We start from the raw sequence: 17,732 nt of genomic DNA on the forward strand, positions 1-17,732 counted from the left end.
GGAGGTTATGATGAAAAGAATTTTGATTGTTGAAGATGACCAGAGCATTGCCAATTTGCAAAGAGATTATCTGGAGTTAAGCGGTTATTCAGTTAAGATGGTAAACAACGGCACAGATGGTCTGACAGCGCTCAAGGAAGAAGCATTTGAGCTTGTTATCTTAGATATCATGCTGCCCGATATAGATGGATTTGAAGTGTTAAAAACCATACGAGAGCATGATGATATTCCCGTGCTCCTGGTATCGGCGAGAGCAGAAGAAATTTATAAAGTCAATGGATTAGGCCTCGGTGCGGACGATTATATAACAAAGCCATTCAGTTCGGGGGAGCTTGTGGCTCGGGTAAGTGCTCATCTGAAAAAGTTCGAGCGGATGAAGGAGCGGTTTGGTAAAGGCATGGAAGGGAGCTCAATCCAGATTAGGGGGCTTGAGCTTCAGAAGGATGCCAGACGTGTATTTGTGAACGGAAATGAAGTTGTCCTGGCTCAAAAGGAATTTGACCTTCTACTGTTTCTTGTCCAATATCCGAATCGGGTATTTGGCAAGGAAGAGTTATTCGAGCGGATCTGGGGAATGGATGCGATGAGTGACGCCTCTACGGTAACGGTTCATATTGCCAGGATCAGAGAGAAAATCGAGGAGACCCCTTCTAAACCTCAGTACATAGGAACAGTATGGGGATCTGGATATAGATTTATGGTATAGACCAATTGAAGGCCAGCTGCTGGGTGTACGCGATCTTGAAAAAACACATGCCATCTATTATATTGAGAACAGTGAACAGTGTATGTAATGGATAAAGGGATGCCTAGCCCGAAGGAGTACGATATGTGCCGAAATATTAAACCACTTTTCAACTATGAACCGGTCGTGACAGAAGATGAAGTTCGGGCAGCGTCCCTGCAATTTGTGCGCAAGATCTCAGGTTTTACAGAGCCTTCTAAAGTGAATGAAGCAGCATTCCAGTTGGCTGTACAAGAGGTAGCTTTGGCAGCACAGAAGCTAATGGACTCTTTGGTTACGAATGCGGAGCCTCGGAATCGAGAAGTAGAAGCGCAGCGAGCCAAAGAGCGAAATGCCATCCGCTTTGGTACGAAAGAAGTTTAATGGATTGAAGGAATGGGCTTTTCTCTAGGGAGAAAAGCCTTTTTTCATGCCTGAGAACGGGACTTTAGATGCCTGGTGGTGTCGGGTCTCGTTCTTTTGGCATATGCTGTGAATACCAATTGGAAAGTAGGTGATGGCAAGTGGCGAAAGGGTTTGATTGTTCAACACCGCTTACGGCACAAAAAGCGGCTGCTTTCGTCGGACAGGGTTATACATTTGTTGCCAGATATTTGGTGCCAAGTGGTGCAAAGGCATTAACGAAATCAGAGGCTGACGTCATTAGTGCAGCTGGTTTACAGTTGGTTTCTGTTTATGAAACAACGGCGAGTCGTGCTCTCGGAGGTAGAAGTGCTGGTTTGGCGGATGGTGCAACAGCTTTGCAGGTTGCCGCGCAAGTAGGTCAGCCGGAGGGCAGCTGCATCTACTTTGCTGTTGATTTTGACGTATCGTCTGCCCAGATGGAGGCGGTTATCGCATATATTAAAGCGGCGAGCGAAGCTACGCCTGCTTACACGACAGGTGTGTATGGTTCATACGCCGTAATGGAGGCTGTATATGCCGCAGGGGCTTGCTCACGGTTCTGGCAAACTTACGCTTGGAGCGGAGGTAAGAAATCGACGTTTATTCAAATTTATCAATACCTCAACGATGTCATGGCGAATGGTATTGCGGTTGACTATGATGAATCGTATGGGAATGAAGGTTGGTGGAATAAACGGATTACACCAGAACCACCTAGCTATCCACTTACGGTGAAAGATGCCAATGCGATCATTCCCTTCCTATCAGCAGGATATGGAGCAACCTCATCCGTGCCTGCGCAGAATGAGTTTCATCGACTCGCCAATGAATTACGTAAGGTTTCGGGTCAATCCGTGCAATAGAATTGATGTGAAAATAAATAAGTAAAGCCCGACTGCTTTGGGACTTCCAAAGTGGCCGGGCTTTACTCATTGGATCACCGCGCTGCGTATGTACCACCGATCTTGTACCGAGGCACGTTCAAGATGGAAGAGCACGCGGCGACTCGAAACCGCGGAAGCTCTAGCCCCTGTCATCGTTACATCGACAGCTGTGTCGAACTGCAGGAGCTGGGATGTATCCAGCTCCTTGAACTTGGACAGGCGGCGCATGCTTCGCACATGCATCGCCTGTTCTTGCCCTGTGGTGACCTGCAGCAGCTGCAGGTCACCTTGGTGTGCGGCGCTGATCCATACGTCGATCAGCGCCCAGGGCGAGAGCTTGCTGACGTAGTCCTGCAGCAAGCCTGCAGCTCGGTGCACCATGACCTGGTGCGCCGGGTCAACGGAGCGGGAGCCGTGGGTCACGCTCCCGAGGAAGTGAATACAGAAATGACCGTTGAAGTCATTTCCCGGTATACCATCACCGCCATGCGGCATGCCATGCATGGAGGCGGCGAGCGTGCGGCCATTCAGCTTCACTAGGACCGCGCGGCGGTCCCAGCTCCATTGGCCGCCATAAATGCTTTTGAGCGTCGCGGAGTCGGTTTTCGTTAGCGGCTGTACATCCGCATGGTGGGAGCCCGCGCGGCGCTGCCCTTCGAAGCTAAGTCCGCTCATCAAATCAACGACGGTAAATGAACTGTATTTGGGGAGAACGAGACTTGCTTCTTCCCAAGGTAGCATCTCGCCATAATGCTTAGTGCGAAGGGATTGCACTTGCGCTTGCAGCGTTTCCTGAGCTGATTTGGGGAGATTGATATGTTGCTTCGAAGTCCAATCAACGACGTCTCCGCTTGGGGTGACCCCAAGATGGATGGTTTGCCCCTTTTTGTCATACGTGAGTGTGGTGTCCGGCGGAATCGCTTCTAAAGAAACATCGCCTGCTGTCCCCTCTTCCAATGCGCGTTGTAATGCTTTATTGACGAAGGTAAGTTCGGATTGATAAAGAGCTCCTGGCGATGCTTTGACTTGAAGTTGAATGGTTCCCGCCTCAGCGGCCGTCTCTTTGTGTAACGGTTCCATATGTTGTGCTTGTGAGCGGCTGTTAATTCCTTGACTCAAAAGTTGAGTTAGAAGGAAGGTGAGAAATAGTAGTCGCAGTTTACTGCGTTTTCGGCTTGATAACAGGGAAGCTTCCTCCTTATCGTAGGGCATTTTTGTCAAAGATGCGAGTTGGTTGTTTTACAAGAAATTTACAGGCTCGGTTGGCTAAAGTTGTCTTGTCTGAGTTAGATTGTGATAAAATGACAAAAGTATACGATTGATTATTGATTTGGTAACGAAAGGCAGGAGAAACAGATGGAGGACTATAAAGGAATACCTTTTGAACTACATATGTCAGAGCAGCGTATCGTACGAGGCGATATTTATAAAGCAAAGCAAGAACCGAGTAAGGGCACCTTATTACTATTACATGGTTATAAAGGCTTCAAAAACTGGGGAATGTTCCCCCATGTCGCAAGCGAATTAGCAGAAGCTGTTGATGTCGTTGCCTTGAATTTTTCCCATAATGGGGTGGGTGAAGATTTGATGGATTTTACAGAACTAGAGAAATTTGCAGGTGATACCTATTCTAAAGATCTAGAGGACGTACAAGTTATTATTGCGGATATTCATAAACACGTAGGCACTGATAAGCCAATCCTCTTACTGGGTCATAGCAGAGGCGCTGGCGTGAGTTTGATCTATGCGTTGGATCATCCTGAGGAAATTGCAGGCGTCATCAGCTGGAATGGGATTGCTCATGTCGATTTGCTCACACCTGAGAATAAAGCGGAGATGAGGGACACGGGCCGCTCCTATACCTTGAATGGACGAACGAAGCAGATGATGCCGCTCGATCTTGAAATCCTAGAAGATATGGAACGCAACGAAGAGAGATTTGATATTGTTGGAAGAATTCGTGAAGTGACCTTCCCCATTGTACTTATTCAAGGCACGGAAGATGGAGAACGTTTGCTCAAAGGTTCTGAAAAGCTAGTCGCGAACAACGCAGCGATTCAATGGGTGAAGATTCCAGGGGGCAACCATACCTTTGGAAGTGTACATCCGTATCAAGGAGAGACGCAGCCTCTGAGAATGGCGATCGAGGAGACAAAAGGTGCAATACGTAGCATGCTGAATATTTAAAAAGTGTTAGAGGGCTTTCTGGACGTAGAACATTCTACTTCTGGAGAGCTTTTTTTAGTGCTATCGACCTACAAAGTCGTAAGCTTCCGTCGAATGATAGGTCTTTTAGGTGGTTGATAGATTTAAGGTGTAGAAGTCTTATGCTGAAGAACCCTGGGAGGGATTCTTTTTGAATAGCGGGAGATGTGAATGGAGGAGGTTGTGGTAGTAAGTTGGACCATCGTGATGGAAAAAGAAAACCCGCGAAGCACTAGGCTTCACGGGTTTCTGTTACATATGACCTGTAGTGGGCTCGAACCACTGACCCCTACCCTGTCAAGATAGTGCTCTCCCAGCTGAGCTAACAAGTCGTTTATTTATACATGTAGTAATATACCAAAAAACCGAGTGATTGTCAATTGTTGGGTTATGTTACTTCTGTCCCCAAAAGATCAACTTATGTAGGATAGAATAAGGTTTTCGTCTCTTTTTGGACCGCGTAATAATGAAGATGGTCTATATAGTGAAGTAATGTTCCCTATTTGAACGATGTTTCCTCATATAGCTTTCATCTTGCGTGAATTTATGGTAACTTGAGAACATTAGAGTTTGGGAGGATTAGTTATGACGAAACAACAACATCGCTGGAATTTACGTTTGAAGACTAGTAATATGTATCTAGGTACGGTGTACCTAGGCGATCCGCTACCTGAAGTGGAAGATGTGATCATGATCGGTGAGAAGAAATATACAATTCTTGAGCTCGGCAGCACACGTGACGCAAGTGATGTTTTTGTTGAAGAAGTTAAAAAGAAATAATAATGAATAGGAGAAGGAGCAGATCCAAGTGATCAGCTCCTTCTTTTTCTTATGTGATGTGGTATAAGGACGCAAGGCAATCGACAAACATTTTATTATACTCTTCACGTGTGAGGTCTTTACTGCAAGCGATGTCTCTTCCCAAAAATTGAAACCAAGTGATTTCTGTAAGATTTTTCTTGTACACAAACTTGTCATGCTGAATAAGAAAGGTATCATTTTCGAAAAAAGGTACTTTGTCAAACTGCAGGGCTGGTTCGTTTTGTTTTTCGCTCACTAATGTGGCCAGTAGAATTAACATGCGGAAAGGATCGCGGAAAATTTCGTATTGCGTGGTCATGGTTTCAACACTCCTTTTTCGGGTATCCGAGCAAGATAATCATACTAAAGCTAGAGGATTAATTATAGGTGTTTGTGGAAACTGGTGAGGAAATTCAAGGGAAATCGGAGGAATTTCAAGGAAATAGAAAAAAGACTGAAGGTCACTCTAAGGAGGATCGAGTGATTCAGTCTTTTTTGAGCTTGCTCCTACATCAAAGGATTAGCGTTTGTAGCCGCCTAAAGATTGTTCAGCCATTTGCACTAATCTTTTTGTGATGTTGCCACCGATTGAGCCAGCATCACGTGTTGCCAAATTACCGTTGTAACCAGATGGGGAGAGAGGGACACCAATTTCCTGAGCGACTTCATACTTCATTTGATCAAGTGCTGCCTTTGCTTCTTGTACGACTAAAGTGTTTGATCTGTTAGCCATTCAAAATCATCTCCTTTTTATTGGTACACCAGTATTATTTGAATGTTCAGAATATTTATTCGCTGAATTCAAAAAAAATTTTTATTAGTATATAAAATCAATAAACCCCCAACTGTGAAGTTGAGGGGGATATTTGATCATGTATGATAACGGTTACATTATTCTTCGGATTGTTCTGCTTCTTCCTCTGCAGCAGCTGCTTCTTCAATCGCTTCAGCGATTTCTTCTTCAGCCTCTTGACTCACCACTTCTTCAGTGGATTCAGCAGAGATTTCTTCTTGCTCATTTTGTTGAACTACTTCTTCTTCTTGGCTCATTTTTGTCACCTCCTCTGATACGTATAGTAACATTGTAGCACTTCTAATAGGTTATACAAGTAGGTTGGGAGCGAATCTATCAGATTTAATGTAGACTTAATAGTATTGTCATTCTATAGCGGAATTGCCTTGCAAAATAAGTCGAATACGTGGAGAAAAGCCGCTAATTTCGCGGATTTCAGCTTGTGTGCATGTTTTGTTTTACTATGAATATAAATGAGGCTAAGCAACAATATTTGATGTTTTACTATGCTGAGTTTCTATGAAAACTCATAGGAGGAATCCGAATGAATCGGTCGGATGTTATTTTAGAGCTACAACTTGTACCAGAATTATTGAAACAAGCGGAAGCCATTTATGTCGATGCCGTATCTGAATTGAATTGGGCAAAGCATATGCTTCTTACGAAAGAGTATGAAGTGATTGGCGAAGGGCTCGTAACAGGAAAGAATGAGCTGCAGCGGCAGGCGGAATTATGGCCATACACGAAAGAGTTGCAAAAACAGGTTCTACAGATGGAAGACGCGGTTGAGCATACGAAGGTGGAATTTCACTTTTACAAACGAAAATTAGAAAACCTACAAATCATCGCTAAGCTCATGACTATTTTATAATCCAGCTACAATGAACATGGAAGAGAAAGCCTGTAATCCAAAGATTGCAGGTTTTTTGCTTTTTCAAAGGTTGATTTAGAAAATTTGTTAGTTGTTATGTGGTTATCGTGAAGGGCAGTTGTGCATCCTAAGGGTAGAATATACCAATGTGTGGTTTTACAGGAGGATTGTACAATATGAAAACAGTTCAAATGATGATGACGGCCAGCTTGGGTCTCCTGATATTGACAGGGTGCCAATCAGTTAGAAGTACCTCAGTATCAGAGGCCACCACATCGCCAGAAACGATTCGTGTAGCGCTCATAGGTTCTAATAACCAATCCGTAGGTTCTGCACAATTAACCGCTGTTAGAGACGGTGTACAGATGGATGTAGAAGTAAGCGGTCTTTCTCCTGGCGTTCATGGTCTGCACATTCATGAGAAGGCTATATGTGAAGCACCAACATTTGATTCGGCAGGTGGGCATTTCAATCCACATATGAAGGAGCATGGCTTCCTTAATCCGAAGGGAGCACATGCTGGTGATTTGCCAAATCTCATTGTAGACGCACAAGGTAATGGGCGATTTAGCAGTGTTACGAAAGCAGTCGTCTTAGAAAAGGATAAGCCAAACTCGTTGTTCAAACCGGAAGGAACTAGTTTAGTTATCCATGAGAAAGCAGATGATTTGAAAACAGATCCATCTGGCAATTCAGGTAAGCGGATTGCTTGCGGTGCTGTGAAATAAGGGAAGGAAGGGTTTCGACAACATGATCAAAACACAGGATCTCAAGCTGCAAATGGATGAATTAACCAAACAAAATGATATGGTACTCATTGAATTAGAGCAGGTCAAAAAAATGTTGATCTCAAGTGCGCAAAGCTCACAAGACAGTCAGGGGCAGCAGCGAGCTTCCTCTAGCAATGGTACCGCCGCGTCAAACGACTCGACTCAAGATACGTCCCAAAGTCAAGGCCAAGATCAAGGTCAATCACAAGCACAGGGCCAATCGCAGGGTCAGAATCAGAATCAGAACCAAGGACAAAATCAAGGTCAAAATATGAAATCAGACCAAGGTAATTCGAATAATCAGCAAGTAATTGATTTGGCGAATGAACTTTTAAAAATTAAAGATTTAGTCGTGAAACTGGAACAAAAGACGTCCCAGTACGTTAGCAGCCAATCGAATGGCTCGCTAACGGAAAAGGATGCGGTGAATCTCATTTTGACATTAATGAACGGGATGGTTGACTGGGCGAGCGAGTTTGTCTCATCTAAAGCTTCCTCCAATGGTCAAGTACAGTAACAGTATCCTATGTAAAAAAGCAAAGTAAAAAGGCTGAGTTCTCTCAGCCTTTTTACTTTTGCCTATAAATTAATAATTAAAATGATTAGGACTGTACAGCGTTGGCTTGTAAATTCATTTGTTTGGCGCAATACTCTATAATTTCGCTACGTCTGACAATCCCGATGAATTTGTCGGAATCATCGACGACAGGTACGAAGTTTTGTGCTTTTGCCAAATCAATTAGGTCAACCATCTCAGCATGAATATGAACGGGTTTATTTTTAACACGTAGAGGAACCTCTTCAAGTACATGGCGATGAGCATTCTCAAAGCCGATATGCGCTGAATTTTTGAGAAACCAAAGTAAATCTCCTTCCGTAACGGTTCCTACATAATGACCATCATCGGAAAGGATCGGAACTGCGGTATATCGATGATACTCCATTCGCTCCAACGTTTGACGAAGGGTTGCTTGTGGAGTCGCGGTAATGACTTCGGATTTAGGTAACAGGAAAAAAGCGATATTCATCAGTCACACTCCTTACAAAAGAATCAATGTGTCTAGTATAGCAAACTTTGCGAATAGAATCTAAACCTGTGATGGATGCTAGTAGTGAGGTGAATGGAAATGAATCGAGCATTGACTACAGCTGTGATCGGTATTGGTGCCGCACAAGCCATCAAATTACCTTTAACGTATATGTTCAGCAAAAAATGGGATTGGTCACAATTGGTTCAAACAGGTGGTATGCCGAGTTCGCATTCTTCAGGCGTTACGGCACTCGCCACCTACATAGGGATGAAAAGAGGCTTCTCAGCTGTTGATTTCGCGGTGAGCTCCGTATTCGGCGCTGTTGTCATGTATGATGCGATGGGCATTCGTAGATCCGCTGGCGAGATCGCGGTAGAAGTGAATGATTTAGACGAGCAGGTGGAGCGGATTGCTAAGCAGCACCCGGGGATCTATCACGCTAGAAGACGGAAAGCTCTAAAGGAGAGATTAGGTCATTTGCCACGGGAAGTTGCAGTTGGTGCCCTATTAGGGTTTGCGATTGGTGCTTGCAGCTACTTGTTGGAAAAAAAGTAAAAGCTCAGAACATGGTACATGTGGACAACATTTCGGGAATGGGATAAGATCAAGAAACGATCTTAGAGAGGAAGAAGCCCACATGGAAACTATTCGAGTTAAAACAATGGATGAACTGAAAGCTTGTTTTGCTGTGCGATTTAACGTTTTTGTTGATGAACAGCAAGTCCCTGCACATCTGGAGATGGATGAAAAGGACGAGTCCCCTGAAGCCTGCCATCATTTGCTCATTATGGATGGTGAGACTCCGATTGCGACTTCCAGATGGTATGAATACCAAGAAGCAACAGCCAAATTGCAACGTGTCGCTGTCTTGAAAGATTATAGAGGAAGATCGCTTGGGAAACAACTCATACATGCAATGGAGCAACAAGCACTTGAGCTTGGTTGCAAATATGCGATTCTAGATGCACAATGTCAAGCAGAAGGTTTTTACAGTCAGTTAGGCTACACAGTGATCTCGGACGAGCCTTTCTATGATGCCGGAATTCTGCATGTCAGAATGAAGAAAACTCTTTAACTTACAGCTGAATTGTCATTCCCAGAAGTCATGTTCACGGCAAGTGGGAACGTCAGAATAAATCGTGTCCCTATACCGAGCTCACTCTCTACTTCTAATGTACCATGATGATCCTGTACGATTTTATAGCAAATCGATAATCCTAAACCTGTACCCGTTTCTTTGGTCGTAAAGAAGGGATGGAAAATCTTCTCGAGTTGATCACTTGGTATGCCGGGACCATTATCCGCAATGACTAAAGTCGCGTTCTTCTGATCGCGGCTTAATTTCATGTGGATGGAACCGTTTGCTTCCATGGCTTCACAAGCATTTTTCATCATGTTTAATAAGAGTTGTATCATTTTATCTTGATCCATAAGCATATGAACAGCATAGGTTGACTCATGAAAATGTATCTCATGTCCTGAGCTGGTCGCTTCGGATTCTATAAGCGAAATAACTTTGAGTACGCATTCATTCAACGAGTGGGTTTGAAAGACAGTTTGGTGTGGCTTGGAGAATTGAAGGAACTCACCAGTCAAATCACTCATCCGATCAATCTCATCCATGATGAGTCCATACCAATTTTCAATATTGTAATCGCTTGCTTTTGATAATTGCAGAAAACCTTTAACCGTTGTTAAGGGATTTCGAATCTCATGAGCCATACCAGAAGCTAGTTCACCGACGACACGCAGTTTCTCCGAGCGTTGCATTTGTTCTTCGCGTTTTAACCAAGATTCACGTTTCTTCATAAATAGATTATGCTCTGCGTGCAAAATAAGATCATCTTTGGTCAATGCGTCTTGAGGAAAGATGGCAATCCCATATGTATTTTGAATTCCAGTAAGCTTAGGGAGTTCAGAATCAAGCTTCTGCTGATAGGAGGCTGTTGTCAGAAAATCCTTATTGAGCGGCATGACGACTGCGAATTCATCGCCGCCATAACGCGAGATAAATAGAGCTTCTTTGAATAGGATCTGAAGGAGATCAGCCATTTGCTTTAGCACGAAATTACCAGCTTGAAATCCACCAGAGGTATTCATTGCTTTCAGATCTGTACAGTCGATAAGAAATAGTACAAGGGGTTGATGAAGTTTAATTTGCTGCTCAAGTCTTCGATGACATTCTTCATAATTATAGAGACCAGTAAGGGAGTCTTTTTGCGTTAATAAATGACGCTCATTGCGAATACGTTCCAATTTGCCACTGCGGAGATGTATGGTTCGTGTTAGCCAGGTGGTGGCAGCAAAGTCGAGGATACTCATGAATCCAAACATGGATTCTCTAGATGCGGAATGCGTTATGAAATTAACCGTAGACAAATAAATGATCATCGCACTTACGGATAATCCCCAAGCTCTCCACTTATTTTCTTCCTTGTAAGAATAATGTGAAAGCGTTAATAAAAATAAAGGATAACATAAGGTAGATTGTCCAAGTACATGAAGAGAACCAATGAGGAGTAGTTGAAGCCAAGGCATAGCCGAATGTGAGGAGTGGAATCGAACGGATAAGACAAATAGACAAACAGCTAGAAGAAACAAAGGGATATTCAAGACCGCGTGCAGATAAATCGTATAGAGGCCATATAAGATCACATACACATAATAAACCCCATTGATAATCACTGTATCAGCTCCCGATTGGAAATTTCCGCCGTTCATATACTCTTGTGACATGTTCTATGTTTGTCATAAAATTCCTGCTGTTCACGAAAAAAAATGAAAACAATGGGGGAAATTATCGAAAGAAGCCCTGAGAAATTTAATTCTCAAGGCTTCAGCTTGCAGCAAGATCAATCGGAGATCACGATGATTTCATGTTTGTGGATAAAGGTCATGGGACCTGTTTGACCAATGAATTCTGACATGTGATCGTCATAATGCATTAAGTATATGAGTTTCTGAATATCCTCTGGAAGGGTAAGTAGTTCATCCAATGTTGTGTGTACATAACCCGGTCCGTTTAATTGACAATCGTGAAAAATGGTGTGACAATTTCTTGTATGGATAACTTCGTTGAGGAGAAAGTCTTTATTAAATTGCAAATCAGCACTATAGAATGTCCGGTGATTAATAAAAATCGAATAGTTAAGTTTCTGAGCAATGTGCAAGGTAGGAACGATTTCAATGGTTAGCTCTGGTGATATTGGATAAGGTACTCTTTCCTGTAGAAAAACCAGTTCGAAATAGTCTTGAAGCTGATGGAAACCATCCTCTGGATTATAGAGTCCGCCTTTCAAACTATTCTCCCATAGAACTTCAGCTAATGCCTCTGTAACATAAAGCTGCACGCGTTTGCGGTTATATTGATAGTATAAACGAAAGGCTACTTCTTCAAGGCCACCTATATGGTCAGCATGAATATGTGAAATAAGAATTCCATCAATTTGATCGAGGTCTATCGCAATCTCGCTAAGTGATTTAGGAACTGTGGGTCCACAATCAATAAGAATAGTGGCATCGGTAGATCGAATTAATGCACTTGTATTGTAATACAATTTGGAAAAGGCACTGCCGGTTCCCAACATTTGAATTTGCAAACTCATTCAGTGTCCTCCAATTTTCGACAAAATCCATCTTTTTCTAATGTAACATGGGAGGTTGCCGACTTTCAACCACTATAAACAGAAATAATGATGCAGTAAAGTAAAAGTAAACAAATAGAAGGTGTTGATTTCATAATGATTGGGTTACTTGTTAGTTGCATTCTTTTGTTGATTTTGCTTGGTGTAGTTGGAGTTTCAACCTATGTGGGGTGGCAGTTAACACATCCTAAACGGGGGATCGTGGATGATACCCCGGAGAATTATAACTTGCACCGCAAGGATGTCACATTTCCAAGTCGAACAGATGGGGTGTTGTTAGATGGCTGGTACTTGGAGTCGCCTAATGCGGCTTCTTTACCTAAGACTAGGACAGTCATCATGTCACACGGTTATGCTGGTACACGACTAGAAAAAGGTCTTCCAGCCCTGTCATTAGCTCAAGCACTTGTGAACGCAGGTTATCATGTTCTCATGTTTGATTTTCGGAATTCAGGAAGATCCGAAGGGAATACAACGACAATTGGCTTCCTGGAGAAAGAAGACATCCTAGGTGCTATCGAGTGGGTACAGACCTATACTAGCAAACCAACGGAAATTATATTACTTGGATTTTCAATGGGAGGCACGTCGTCCATCTTAGCAGCTGCGGAGGCGAAAGATGTGGCAGGGGTCATTACGGACAGCGCATTTAGCCAATTACTTCCCTATCTCAAGGAAAACTTGCCGGTGTGGTCTAAGCTTCCACGCTACCCATTTACCCCGCTGATTCTATTTATTTTGCCAAAATTGATAGGCGTGAACCCGCATGCTGTTGATGCATTAGCTGCCGTTGACCAGATTGTGCCAAGGCCGATTTTGTTCATTCATAGTAAAGATGATCAAGCAATTCCTTATACCAATAGTGCCCAGATGTACAAGCGTCATCCAGCGGCTTTTGAGCTATGGATTACAGAAAAAGCAGGGCATGTCGGTTCCTTTCATCTTGAATCAGAAGCGTATATTAAGCGTGTACTGAATTTTATTGCAAAATGTTAAATTCATCGCAACTCTTCCTAAACATCGGCGTATAAAGATGCAGACAGACAGATGACTAACGAGGTTGGAGGTTAAAGAGAGATGAAAGTTCAGCGCATTTTTACGTTGATGGTTGTGTTCTTTGTTTTAAGTACGGCTGCGGTGGTAGCCTCATCGATATGGGGGGATTATAAAGGGTATAGTATCGCTAGATTAGTCGTTAACAATCAAACGAAGGAATTCGCAGATTCCGATGTTCCGCCGCTTATTGTGGATGGCAAGACGGTGCTTCCATTACGTGCAATGAGCGATGCTTTACAGTCCCTGCTCAAATGGGATGATGCCAGTAAAACAGCTTATTTGTTCAAGCCAAATGTACATATGTTCTTTACAACGGAAGTTCGTAAAGATTCGGCGATCGTCCCTTTCGGCGTAGTTGAACGAGGCAAACAAGCGGATTTTATCGTGTTCGCACAGGTAGACAACTTGAAAACGGGCATTAATTCCGTTCGGGTTTCCATTGTTTCTCCAAGTGGAAAAAGTGTGATTACACCTGTCGAAAAATCAATTTCCGACTCCAAAGAATCGTTCTGGTTGAAGGTTCCTGTATATGGTGTTTCATTCGATGAAGCGGGTACGTATGTTGTTAAATTTGCTATGCAGCAAAGTGGAAGCAGTGAGTATTCCGTCGTTTCGGAAAAGCAAATTCAATCCGAGTAACGCAAGCAGGGATTATCTGGTTTGACCTCTTAATATGAAAATGTTAGGATATTTAAGTAACTTATTACTTAATGAAATGAGGTTCTGCCTGTGAGCGATGAGAAGCATGATCATGTGCACGGCCCGGACTGTGACCACGATCACGACGAGCAAGGGGAAGATGTTTTTATCGTAACGGACGAGAACGGTGTAGAACATGAAATGGTCATGGTATATACCTTCCAATCTCAGGAGCAAGCGTATGCTGTTTTACTCGATCGTAATGATCCTGAAGCAGATGGCGTGATTTTCCGTGTTGAAGAAGAGGACGAAGATGCATTCCTCGTTAACATTGAAGATGAAGAAGAGTGGGAACGTGTAGTAACGATTTACAATGAAATCGTGGCTCAAGAAGGCGAAGAATAAGAGCTATACATAAGAACCCCCTAACAGAGTGATCTGTTAGGGGGTTTCTGTTTGTGTTCATTCATTTTCTAGGATTGAAATACATGATTCTACCGTTAAATAGATGAAGTTCAGCTTTCAGAAGTTTGCCCAAATATTTGCAGAATTCATTGCCTTTGCTCTTGTCACCATGTGTGGCATTGTCAGGTAATACGAATTGCACGAACTGGCGCTCTTGCTCCTGGTTTTGTTCAGAACCGACCCCAACCACGATCGTATGATATAAAGCGTTGGTGCCTTTCAAATAAAACCATTTGCCCTCGCCTTCCGGCTTCGTCTCAATCGTATAAGGGAATCCGGCTTCGTCATACTCCCAACCAAGTTGTTTGGCTGTCAGGCTAAGTTGATCTCGATAATGCAGCAGCTTGTCCTTGATTTCATCCAAGGTAAGTGCCGCGACAGCGGATCCTGTTACGAATTTAATATAAGCGCTTTGAGCCATTCCTTGATCACCTCATTCGCAAAACATCACCCATATCATAGCATCATGTAAACGGTTTTACAATATATCCCTCAGGGTAGAGAGCTTAGAAGATAGCTTGTGTTTCTACAATCACTTTCACCTGTTGGACACTACGATCTTCAGGTCCTTTGACAGGTAATCCGACCTCTACGTGCTCAACAATATAATCAATCAGCTCTTGTGTAATAACTTCACCCGGGAGTAGAATCGGAATGCCTGGCGGGTAAACATAGATGAATTCAGCAATGATTCGATCCGCAGAGTCTTTAAATGGCAGAACTTCCGTTTCACCGTAGAAAGCATCACGTGGCGTCAAAGTCAGTTGTGGAATCGCAGGAACCTTGATGACAACTTCTTTGACTTCGACAACATCATCATTAATGTGGGATAATTCACGCAAAGCTGTTAATAGAATGTCAACATTCTCGGGTGTATCTCCTGGTGTGAAGAGACAGAGGATGTTGTACATGTCACTCATCTCGACTTCGATATTGTAGTGATCGCGCAGCCAATTCTCTACTTCAAAGCCCGTGACACCTAGCTTACGAACATGTACGCAGATTTTGGTAGGATCATAAGCGAATGTGGCTTCATCACCGAGAATTTCTTCCCCGAAGCAATAGAGGTTCGGAATCTCGTTGATTTGCTTACGCGCATAGTGAGCAAGCTGAATGGTGCGTTCTGCCATTTCACGTCCGTTCAGAGCGAGGTGACGGCGAGATGTGTCTAACGAACCTAGTAAAATATACGAAGTCGACGTCGTAGTCAGCATCGAAATGATCGTTTGAATACGTTTCGGGTTCACGCGATTTCCTTTGACATTGAGGACAGAGCTTTGCGTCATGGAACCACCAAGCTTATGTACACTCGTAGCCGCCATATCAGCACCAGCTTCCATAGCGGACATCGGCAGGTTCTCGTGAAAATGAATAAGCACACCATGCGCTTCATCTACAAGAACGGGCATATTGTAGCTGTGAACGAGATCAACGATCTCTTTAAGGTTCGTACATACACCATAATAGGTAGGATTAATGACAAGCACGGCTTTCGCATCCGGATGCTTTTCAAGTGCACGGCGAACAGAACGAGTCGGAATACCATGATCAATTCCAAGGTTTTTATCGCGAGCAGGTTGAATGAAAACAGGCTTAGCTCCAACGAAAATAATTGCAGCTAGGACAGATTTATGGACATTCCGCGGCACGATAATTTTATCGCCTTCGGAACAAACAGTCATAATCATTGTCATAATCGCTCCGCTCGTACCTTGCACAGAGAAGAACGTGTGATCCGCGCCAAACGCATGCGCAGCCAGCTTCTGAGCTTCTTCAATAACGCCCATTGGCTGATGAAGATCATCTAGCGGTGCTATATTGATGAGGTCGATGGAAAGGGCATTATCGCCTATGAAAGCACGAAACTCCGGGTCCATGCCGACTCCTTTTTTATGGCCAGGAATGTGAAACTGAATTGGATTTCTTTCCGCATGCGCAAGCAATGCAGAGAACAGGGGTGTACGGGTATGATCCACCTGATTATCGCTTCCCTTCTATCGTGGATTGCTTGTCCAAAAGTTGCAACAAACAAAATGAGTATATCAAACTAGAGATTTGATGCAAGTTAATTTTTTCAAAATAGTTTGCACAAAATGGGGTCAAACTAACACGAGAATGTATAAATAGGCAATTAAAAGGAGAAATCGGATGATTTGGATGCGAAAATGGCGGGATAATCGACTTTTCTCACCATTTGTGATGGAATTGTTAATTATTATGTTTGTCGTAGAATTTGTAAAGGGAGCCTTGCTTTTAACCGTTTTGCCCGTTTACATGACAACATCGCTCGGTGCTTCTGCATTTGTTATCGGATGGACGTTGGCGGCGCAATATATTGGCGATAATGTATTACGTACACCTGTGGGTTGGATTATTGATCGGCTTGGCTATCGTGTGACTATGTTAACAGGCGTGTTGTTGACATTCCTGTCTGTTATTATCATGGCCATCTCAACTCAATATGTGTGGATGATCGTTGGTTGTGCACTGCTCGGATTTGGAACAGCCCCTTTATGGCCTTGTGTCATCACGGGAACGACTGAAGTGGCGGGGGATGAAGGCAAAGCGACGATCATGAGTGTGGTATATATGGCTTGGTTGTCTGGCGTAGGGCTAGGTCCTGTGGTGATTAACTTCTTCGTCGGTGAAAATAACTATGCCTTTGCATTCAAGTTGCTTATCGGCTGTATGACGGTAGTCGTGCTAGTCGCGCTCATGCTTCCTCGCAAAAAGAAGGTGGATACGACTAGCCGTGAAGTAGAGGAGAAACAGCTTGCCATCAAGTCTCAGCAAATTCAAAAGCCATCTTGGTTACAACGTGTATCTACCTATTTAATCGAGGTTCGGAGATCGATGTCAATTAGTCCATTGATGTTTCCCGCTATGTTTGCACAGACCTTTGCGCTAGGGATATTAACACCGATTCTAACGCTTTATGCCAAAGAAGTATTGATGCTATCTTCCTTTCAATACAGCCTATTTCTGGTAGCTGGGGGAGCGGTTACGGTTATTTTTCTAGTTCCAATGGGCAAAATGGTAGACCGCTTAGGGATTCGCCCGTTTTTACTTATCGGGTTTACACTAAGTGCAGCAGCCTTACTGCTCTTCACATATGTGAAAGCAATGAGTATGCTGTACATTTTAGTAGCGCTGCTTGGAGTGGGTTATGCGTTCATTATTCCATCTTGGAATGCGCTGATTGCTTCTGCCATTCCGCCTGAGAAAAGAGGGGCAGTCTGGGGTTTTTTCCTAACGATTGAAGGATGTGGGATGATTATAGGCCCTATCGTGTCAGGAAAGCTTTGGGACGTATATGGGTATCACGCACCATTCTTAACGAGTGGATTTGTACTTATCTTGTTACTTGTTCTTCAAATGTTCATTTCCATACCCAAAAAAGGTATGGTACGATAAGGAAAAAGAATTGGTTTGGAGGCTTAATGC

The 17,732-nt window shown here is 43.4% G+C and carries 23 protein-coding genes and 1 tRNA gene; 14 read left to right on the forward strand and 10 right to left on the reverse strand.

Going from position 1 to position 17,732, the window contains the following annotated elements:
* The first annotated feature begins 10 nt into the window (after window positions 1-10).
* The 3 genes from L6I86_RS12855 (at window position 11) to L6I86_RS12865 (ending at window position 1,992) form a co-directional block, all read left to right on the forward strand.
* On the forward strand, window positions 11-706 hold the full coding sequence (locus L6I86_RS12855) for a response regulator transcription factor (RefSeq protein ID WP_236287608.1): 696 nt from the start codon (window positions 11-13) through the stop codon (window positions 704-706).
* A 123-nt stretch (window positions 707-829) separates the two neighbouring features.
* A complete protein-coding gene (locus L6I86_RS12860; RefSeq protein WP_056612580.1) occupies window positions 830-1,108 on the forward strand; it encodes a DUF2277 domain-containing protein in 279 nt (92 codons plus the stop codon).
* Window positions 1,109-1,248: 140 nt separating this feature from the next.
* A complete protein-coding gene (locus L6I86_RS12865) occupies window positions 1,249-1,992 on the forward strand; it encodes a DUF1906 domain-containing protein (protein ID WP_236287610.1) in 744 nt (247 codons plus the stop codon).
* 66 nt (window positions 1,993-2,058) lie between these two features.
* On the opposite strand, the gene L6I86_RS12870 is transcribed toward L6I86_RS12865, so the two are convergent.
* Window positions 2,059-3,093 (reverse strand): hypothetical protein, encoded by a 1,035-nt coding sequence (locus tag L6I86_RS12870; RefSeq protein WP_236287612.1) that lies wholly within the window; start codon window positions 3,091-3,093, stop codon window positions 2,059-2,061.
* Window positions 3,094-3,369: 276 nt separating this feature from the next.
* Here L6I86_RS12870 and L6I86_RS12875 point away from each other — a divergent pair, with 276 nt between their 5' ends.
* Window positions 3,370-4,200 (forward strand): alpha/beta hydrolase family protein, encoded by an 831-nt coding sequence (locus L6I86_RS12875; RefSeq protein ID WP_236287614.1) that lies wholly within the window; start codon window positions 3,370-3,372, stop codon window positions 4,198-4,200.
* A 277-nt stretch (window positions 4,201-4,477) separates the two neighbouring features.
* On the opposite strand, the gene L6I86_RS12880 is transcribed toward L6I86_RS12875, so the two are convergent.
* Window positions 4,478-4,550, reverse strand: a tRNA-Val gene (locus L6I86_RS12880).
* 253 nt (window positions 4,551-4,803) lie between these two features.
* Here L6I86_RS12880 and L6I86_RS12885 point away from each other — a divergent pair.
* Window positions 4,804-4,998 carry a hypothetical protein gene (locus L6I86_RS12885; RefSeq protein WP_236287617.1) on the forward strand — a complete coding sequence of 65 codons (195 nt, stop codon included), beginning with the start codon at window positions 4,804-4,806 and terminating at the stop codon, window positions 4,996-4,998.
* A 49-nt stretch (window positions 4,999-5,047) separates the two neighbouring features.
* Here L6I86_RS12885 and L6I86_RS12890 read toward each other — a convergent pair whose 3' ends face one another.
* From L6I86_RS12890 to L6I86_RS12900, 3 genes are all read right to left on the reverse strand, one after another.
* Entirely contained in the window at window positions 5,048-5,338 is a 291-nt protein-coding gene (locus L6I86_RS12890) for a hypothetical protein (protein ID WP_236287618.1), read from the reverse strand.
* Between the two features lie 201 nt (window positions 5,339-5,539).
* Window positions 5,540-5,752 (reverse strand): alpha/beta-type small acid-soluble spore protein, encoded by a 213-nt coding sequence (locus L6I86_RS12895; RefSeq protein ID WP_056612568.1) that lies wholly within the window; start codon window positions 5,750-5,752, stop codon window positions 5,540-5,542.
* A 158-nt stretch (window positions 5,753-5,910) separates the two neighbouring features.
* On the reverse strand, window positions 5,911-6,069 hold the full coding sequence (locus L6I86_RS12900; protein ID WP_157256861.1) for a hypothetical protein: 159 nt from the start codon (window positions 6,067-6,069) through the stop codon (window positions 5,911-5,913).
* A gap of 287 nt (window positions 6,070-6,356) precedes the next feature.
* Here L6I86_RS12900 and L6I86_RS12905 point away from each other — a divergent pair, with 287 nt between their 5' ends.
* The 3 genes from L6I86_RS12905 (at window position 6,357) to L6I86_RS12915 (ending at window position 7,970) form a co-directional block, all read left to right on the forward strand.
* The gene (locus L6I86_RS12905) at window positions 6,357-6,683 is read left to right on the forward strand and encodes a hypothetical protein (protein ID WP_056612566.1); all 327 of its coding nucleotides are present in this window, start codon (window positions 6,357-6,359) and stop codon (window positions 6,681-6,683) included.
* A 176-nt stretch (window positions 6,684-6,859) separates the two neighbouring features.
* Window positions 6,860-7,411: a superoxide dismutase family protein gene (locus tag L6I86_RS12910; RefSeq protein ID WP_236287620.1), complete on the forward strand. Its 552-nt coding sequence runs from the start codon at window positions 6,860-6,862 to the stop codon at window positions 7,409-7,411.
* A 22-nt stretch (window positions 7,412-7,433) separates the two neighbouring features.
* On the forward strand, window positions 7,434-7,970 hold the full coding sequence (locus L6I86_RS12915; protein WP_236287622.1) for a hypothetical protein: 537 nt from the start codon (window positions 7,434-7,436) through the stop codon (window positions 7,968-7,970).
* 85 nt (window positions 7,971-8,055) lie between these two features.
* Here the strand turns inward: L6I86_RS12915 and L6I86_RS12920 are convergent, their stop codons facing one another.
* Complete coding sequence (locus tag L6I86_RS12920) at window positions 8,056-8,481, reverse strand: CBS domain-containing protein (RefSeq protein ID WP_236287624.1); 426 nt, start codon at window positions 8,479-8,481, stop codon at window positions 8,056-8,058.
* Window positions 8,482-8,580: 99 nt separating this feature from the next.
* Between L6I86_RS12920 and L6I86_RS12925 the strand changes: the two genes are divergently transcribed.
* Together L6I86_RS12925 and L6I86_RS12930 are read left to right on the forward strand one after the other, a co-directional pair.
* Entirely contained in the window at window positions 8,581-9,039 is a 459-nt protein-coding gene (locus L6I86_RS12925) for a divergent PAP2 family protein (protein ID WP_236287626.1), read from the forward strand.
* Between the two features lie 82 nt (window positions 9,040-9,121).
* A complete protein-coding gene (locus L6I86_RS12930) occupies window positions 9,122-9,559 on the forward strand; it encodes a GNAT family N-acetyltransferase (RefSeq protein WP_236287628.1) in 438 nt (145 codons plus the stop codon).
* On the opposite strand, the gene L6I86_RS12935 is transcribed toward L6I86_RS12930, so the two are convergent.
* Both L6I86_RS12935 and L6I86_RS12940 read right to left on the reverse strand, forming a co-directional pair.
* On the reverse strand, window positions 9,556-11,220 hold the full coding sequence (locus L6I86_RS12935; RefSeq protein WP_236287630.1) for a sensor histidine kinase: 1,665 nt from the start codon (window positions 11,218-11,220) through the stop codon (window positions 9,556-9,558). The genes L6I86_RS12930 and L6I86_RS12935 overlap by 4 nt on opposite strands.
* Window positions 11,221-11,336: 116 nt before the next feature.
* The gene (locus L6I86_RS12940) at window positions 11,337-12,089 is read right to left on the reverse strand and encodes an MBL fold metallo-hydrolase (protein ID WP_236287633.1); all 753 of its coding nucleotides are present in this window, start codon (window positions 12,087-12,089) and stop codon (window positions 11,337-11,339) included.
* 135 nt (window positions 12,090-12,224) lie between these two features.
* Between L6I86_RS12940 and L6I86_RS12945 the strand changes: the two genes are divergently transcribed.
* The 3 genes from L6I86_RS12945 (at window position 12,225) to L6I86_RS12955 (ending at window position 14,228) form a co-directional block, all read left to right on the forward strand.
* Window positions 12,225-13,124 carry an alpha/beta hydrolase gene (locus tag L6I86_RS12945; protein ID WP_236287635.1) on the forward strand — a complete coding sequence of 300 codons (900 nt, stop codon included), beginning with the start codon at window positions 12,225-12,227 and terminating at the stop codon, window positions 13,122-13,124.
* An 81-nt stretch (window positions 13,125-13,205) separates the two neighbouring features.
* On the forward strand, window positions 13,206-13,823 hold the full coding sequence (locus L6I86_RS12950) for a stalk domain-containing protein (protein WP_056612548.1): 618 nt from the start codon (window positions 13,206-13,208) through the stop codon (window positions 13,821-13,823).
* Window positions 13,824-13,913: 90 nt separating this feature from the next.
* Window positions 13,914-14,228 carry a DUF1292 domain-containing protein gene (locus L6I86_RS12955; protein WP_056612546.1) on the forward strand — a complete coding sequence of 105 codons (315 nt, stop codon included), beginning with the start codon at window positions 13,914-13,916 and terminating at the stop codon, window positions 14,226-14,228.
* A 61-nt stretch (window positions 14,229-14,289) separates the two neighbouring features.
* On the opposite strand, the gene L6I86_RS12960 is transcribed toward L6I86_RS12955, so the two are convergent.
* Together L6I86_RS12960 and L6I86_RS12965 are read right to left on the reverse strand one after the other, a co-directional pair.
* On the reverse strand, window positions 14,290-14,709 hold the full coding sequence (locus L6I86_RS12960) for a DUF1885 family protein (protein ID WP_171635426.1): 420 nt from the start codon (window positions 14,707-14,709) through the stop codon (window positions 14,290-14,292).
* Window positions 14,710-14,794: 85 nt separating this feature from the next.
* Window positions 14,795-16,264: an aminotransferase class I/II-fold pyridoxal phosphate-dependent enzyme gene (locus L6I86_RS12965; protein WP_236287636.1), complete on the reverse strand. Its 1,470-nt coding sequence runs from the start codon at window positions 16,262-16,264 to the stop codon at window positions 14,795-14,797.
* Between the two features lie 172 nt (window positions 16,265-16,436).
* Here L6I86_RS12965 and L6I86_RS12970 point away from each other — a divergent pair, with 172 nt between their 5' ends.
* The gene (locus L6I86_RS12970) at window positions 16,437-17,702 is read left to right on the forward strand and encodes an MFS transporter (protein ID WP_236287638.1); all 1,266 of its coding nucleotides are present in this window, start codon (window positions 16,437-16,439) and stop codon (window positions 17,700-17,702) included.
* The last annotated feature ends 30 nt before the right edge of the window (window positions 17,703-17,732 follow it).

The organism is Paenibacillus allorhizoplanae (assembly GCF_927798215.1).
GTDB classification, from domain to species: domain Bacteria; phylum Bacillota; class Bacilli; order Paenibacillales; family NBRC-103111; genus Paenibacillus_E; species Paenibacillus_E allorhizoplanae.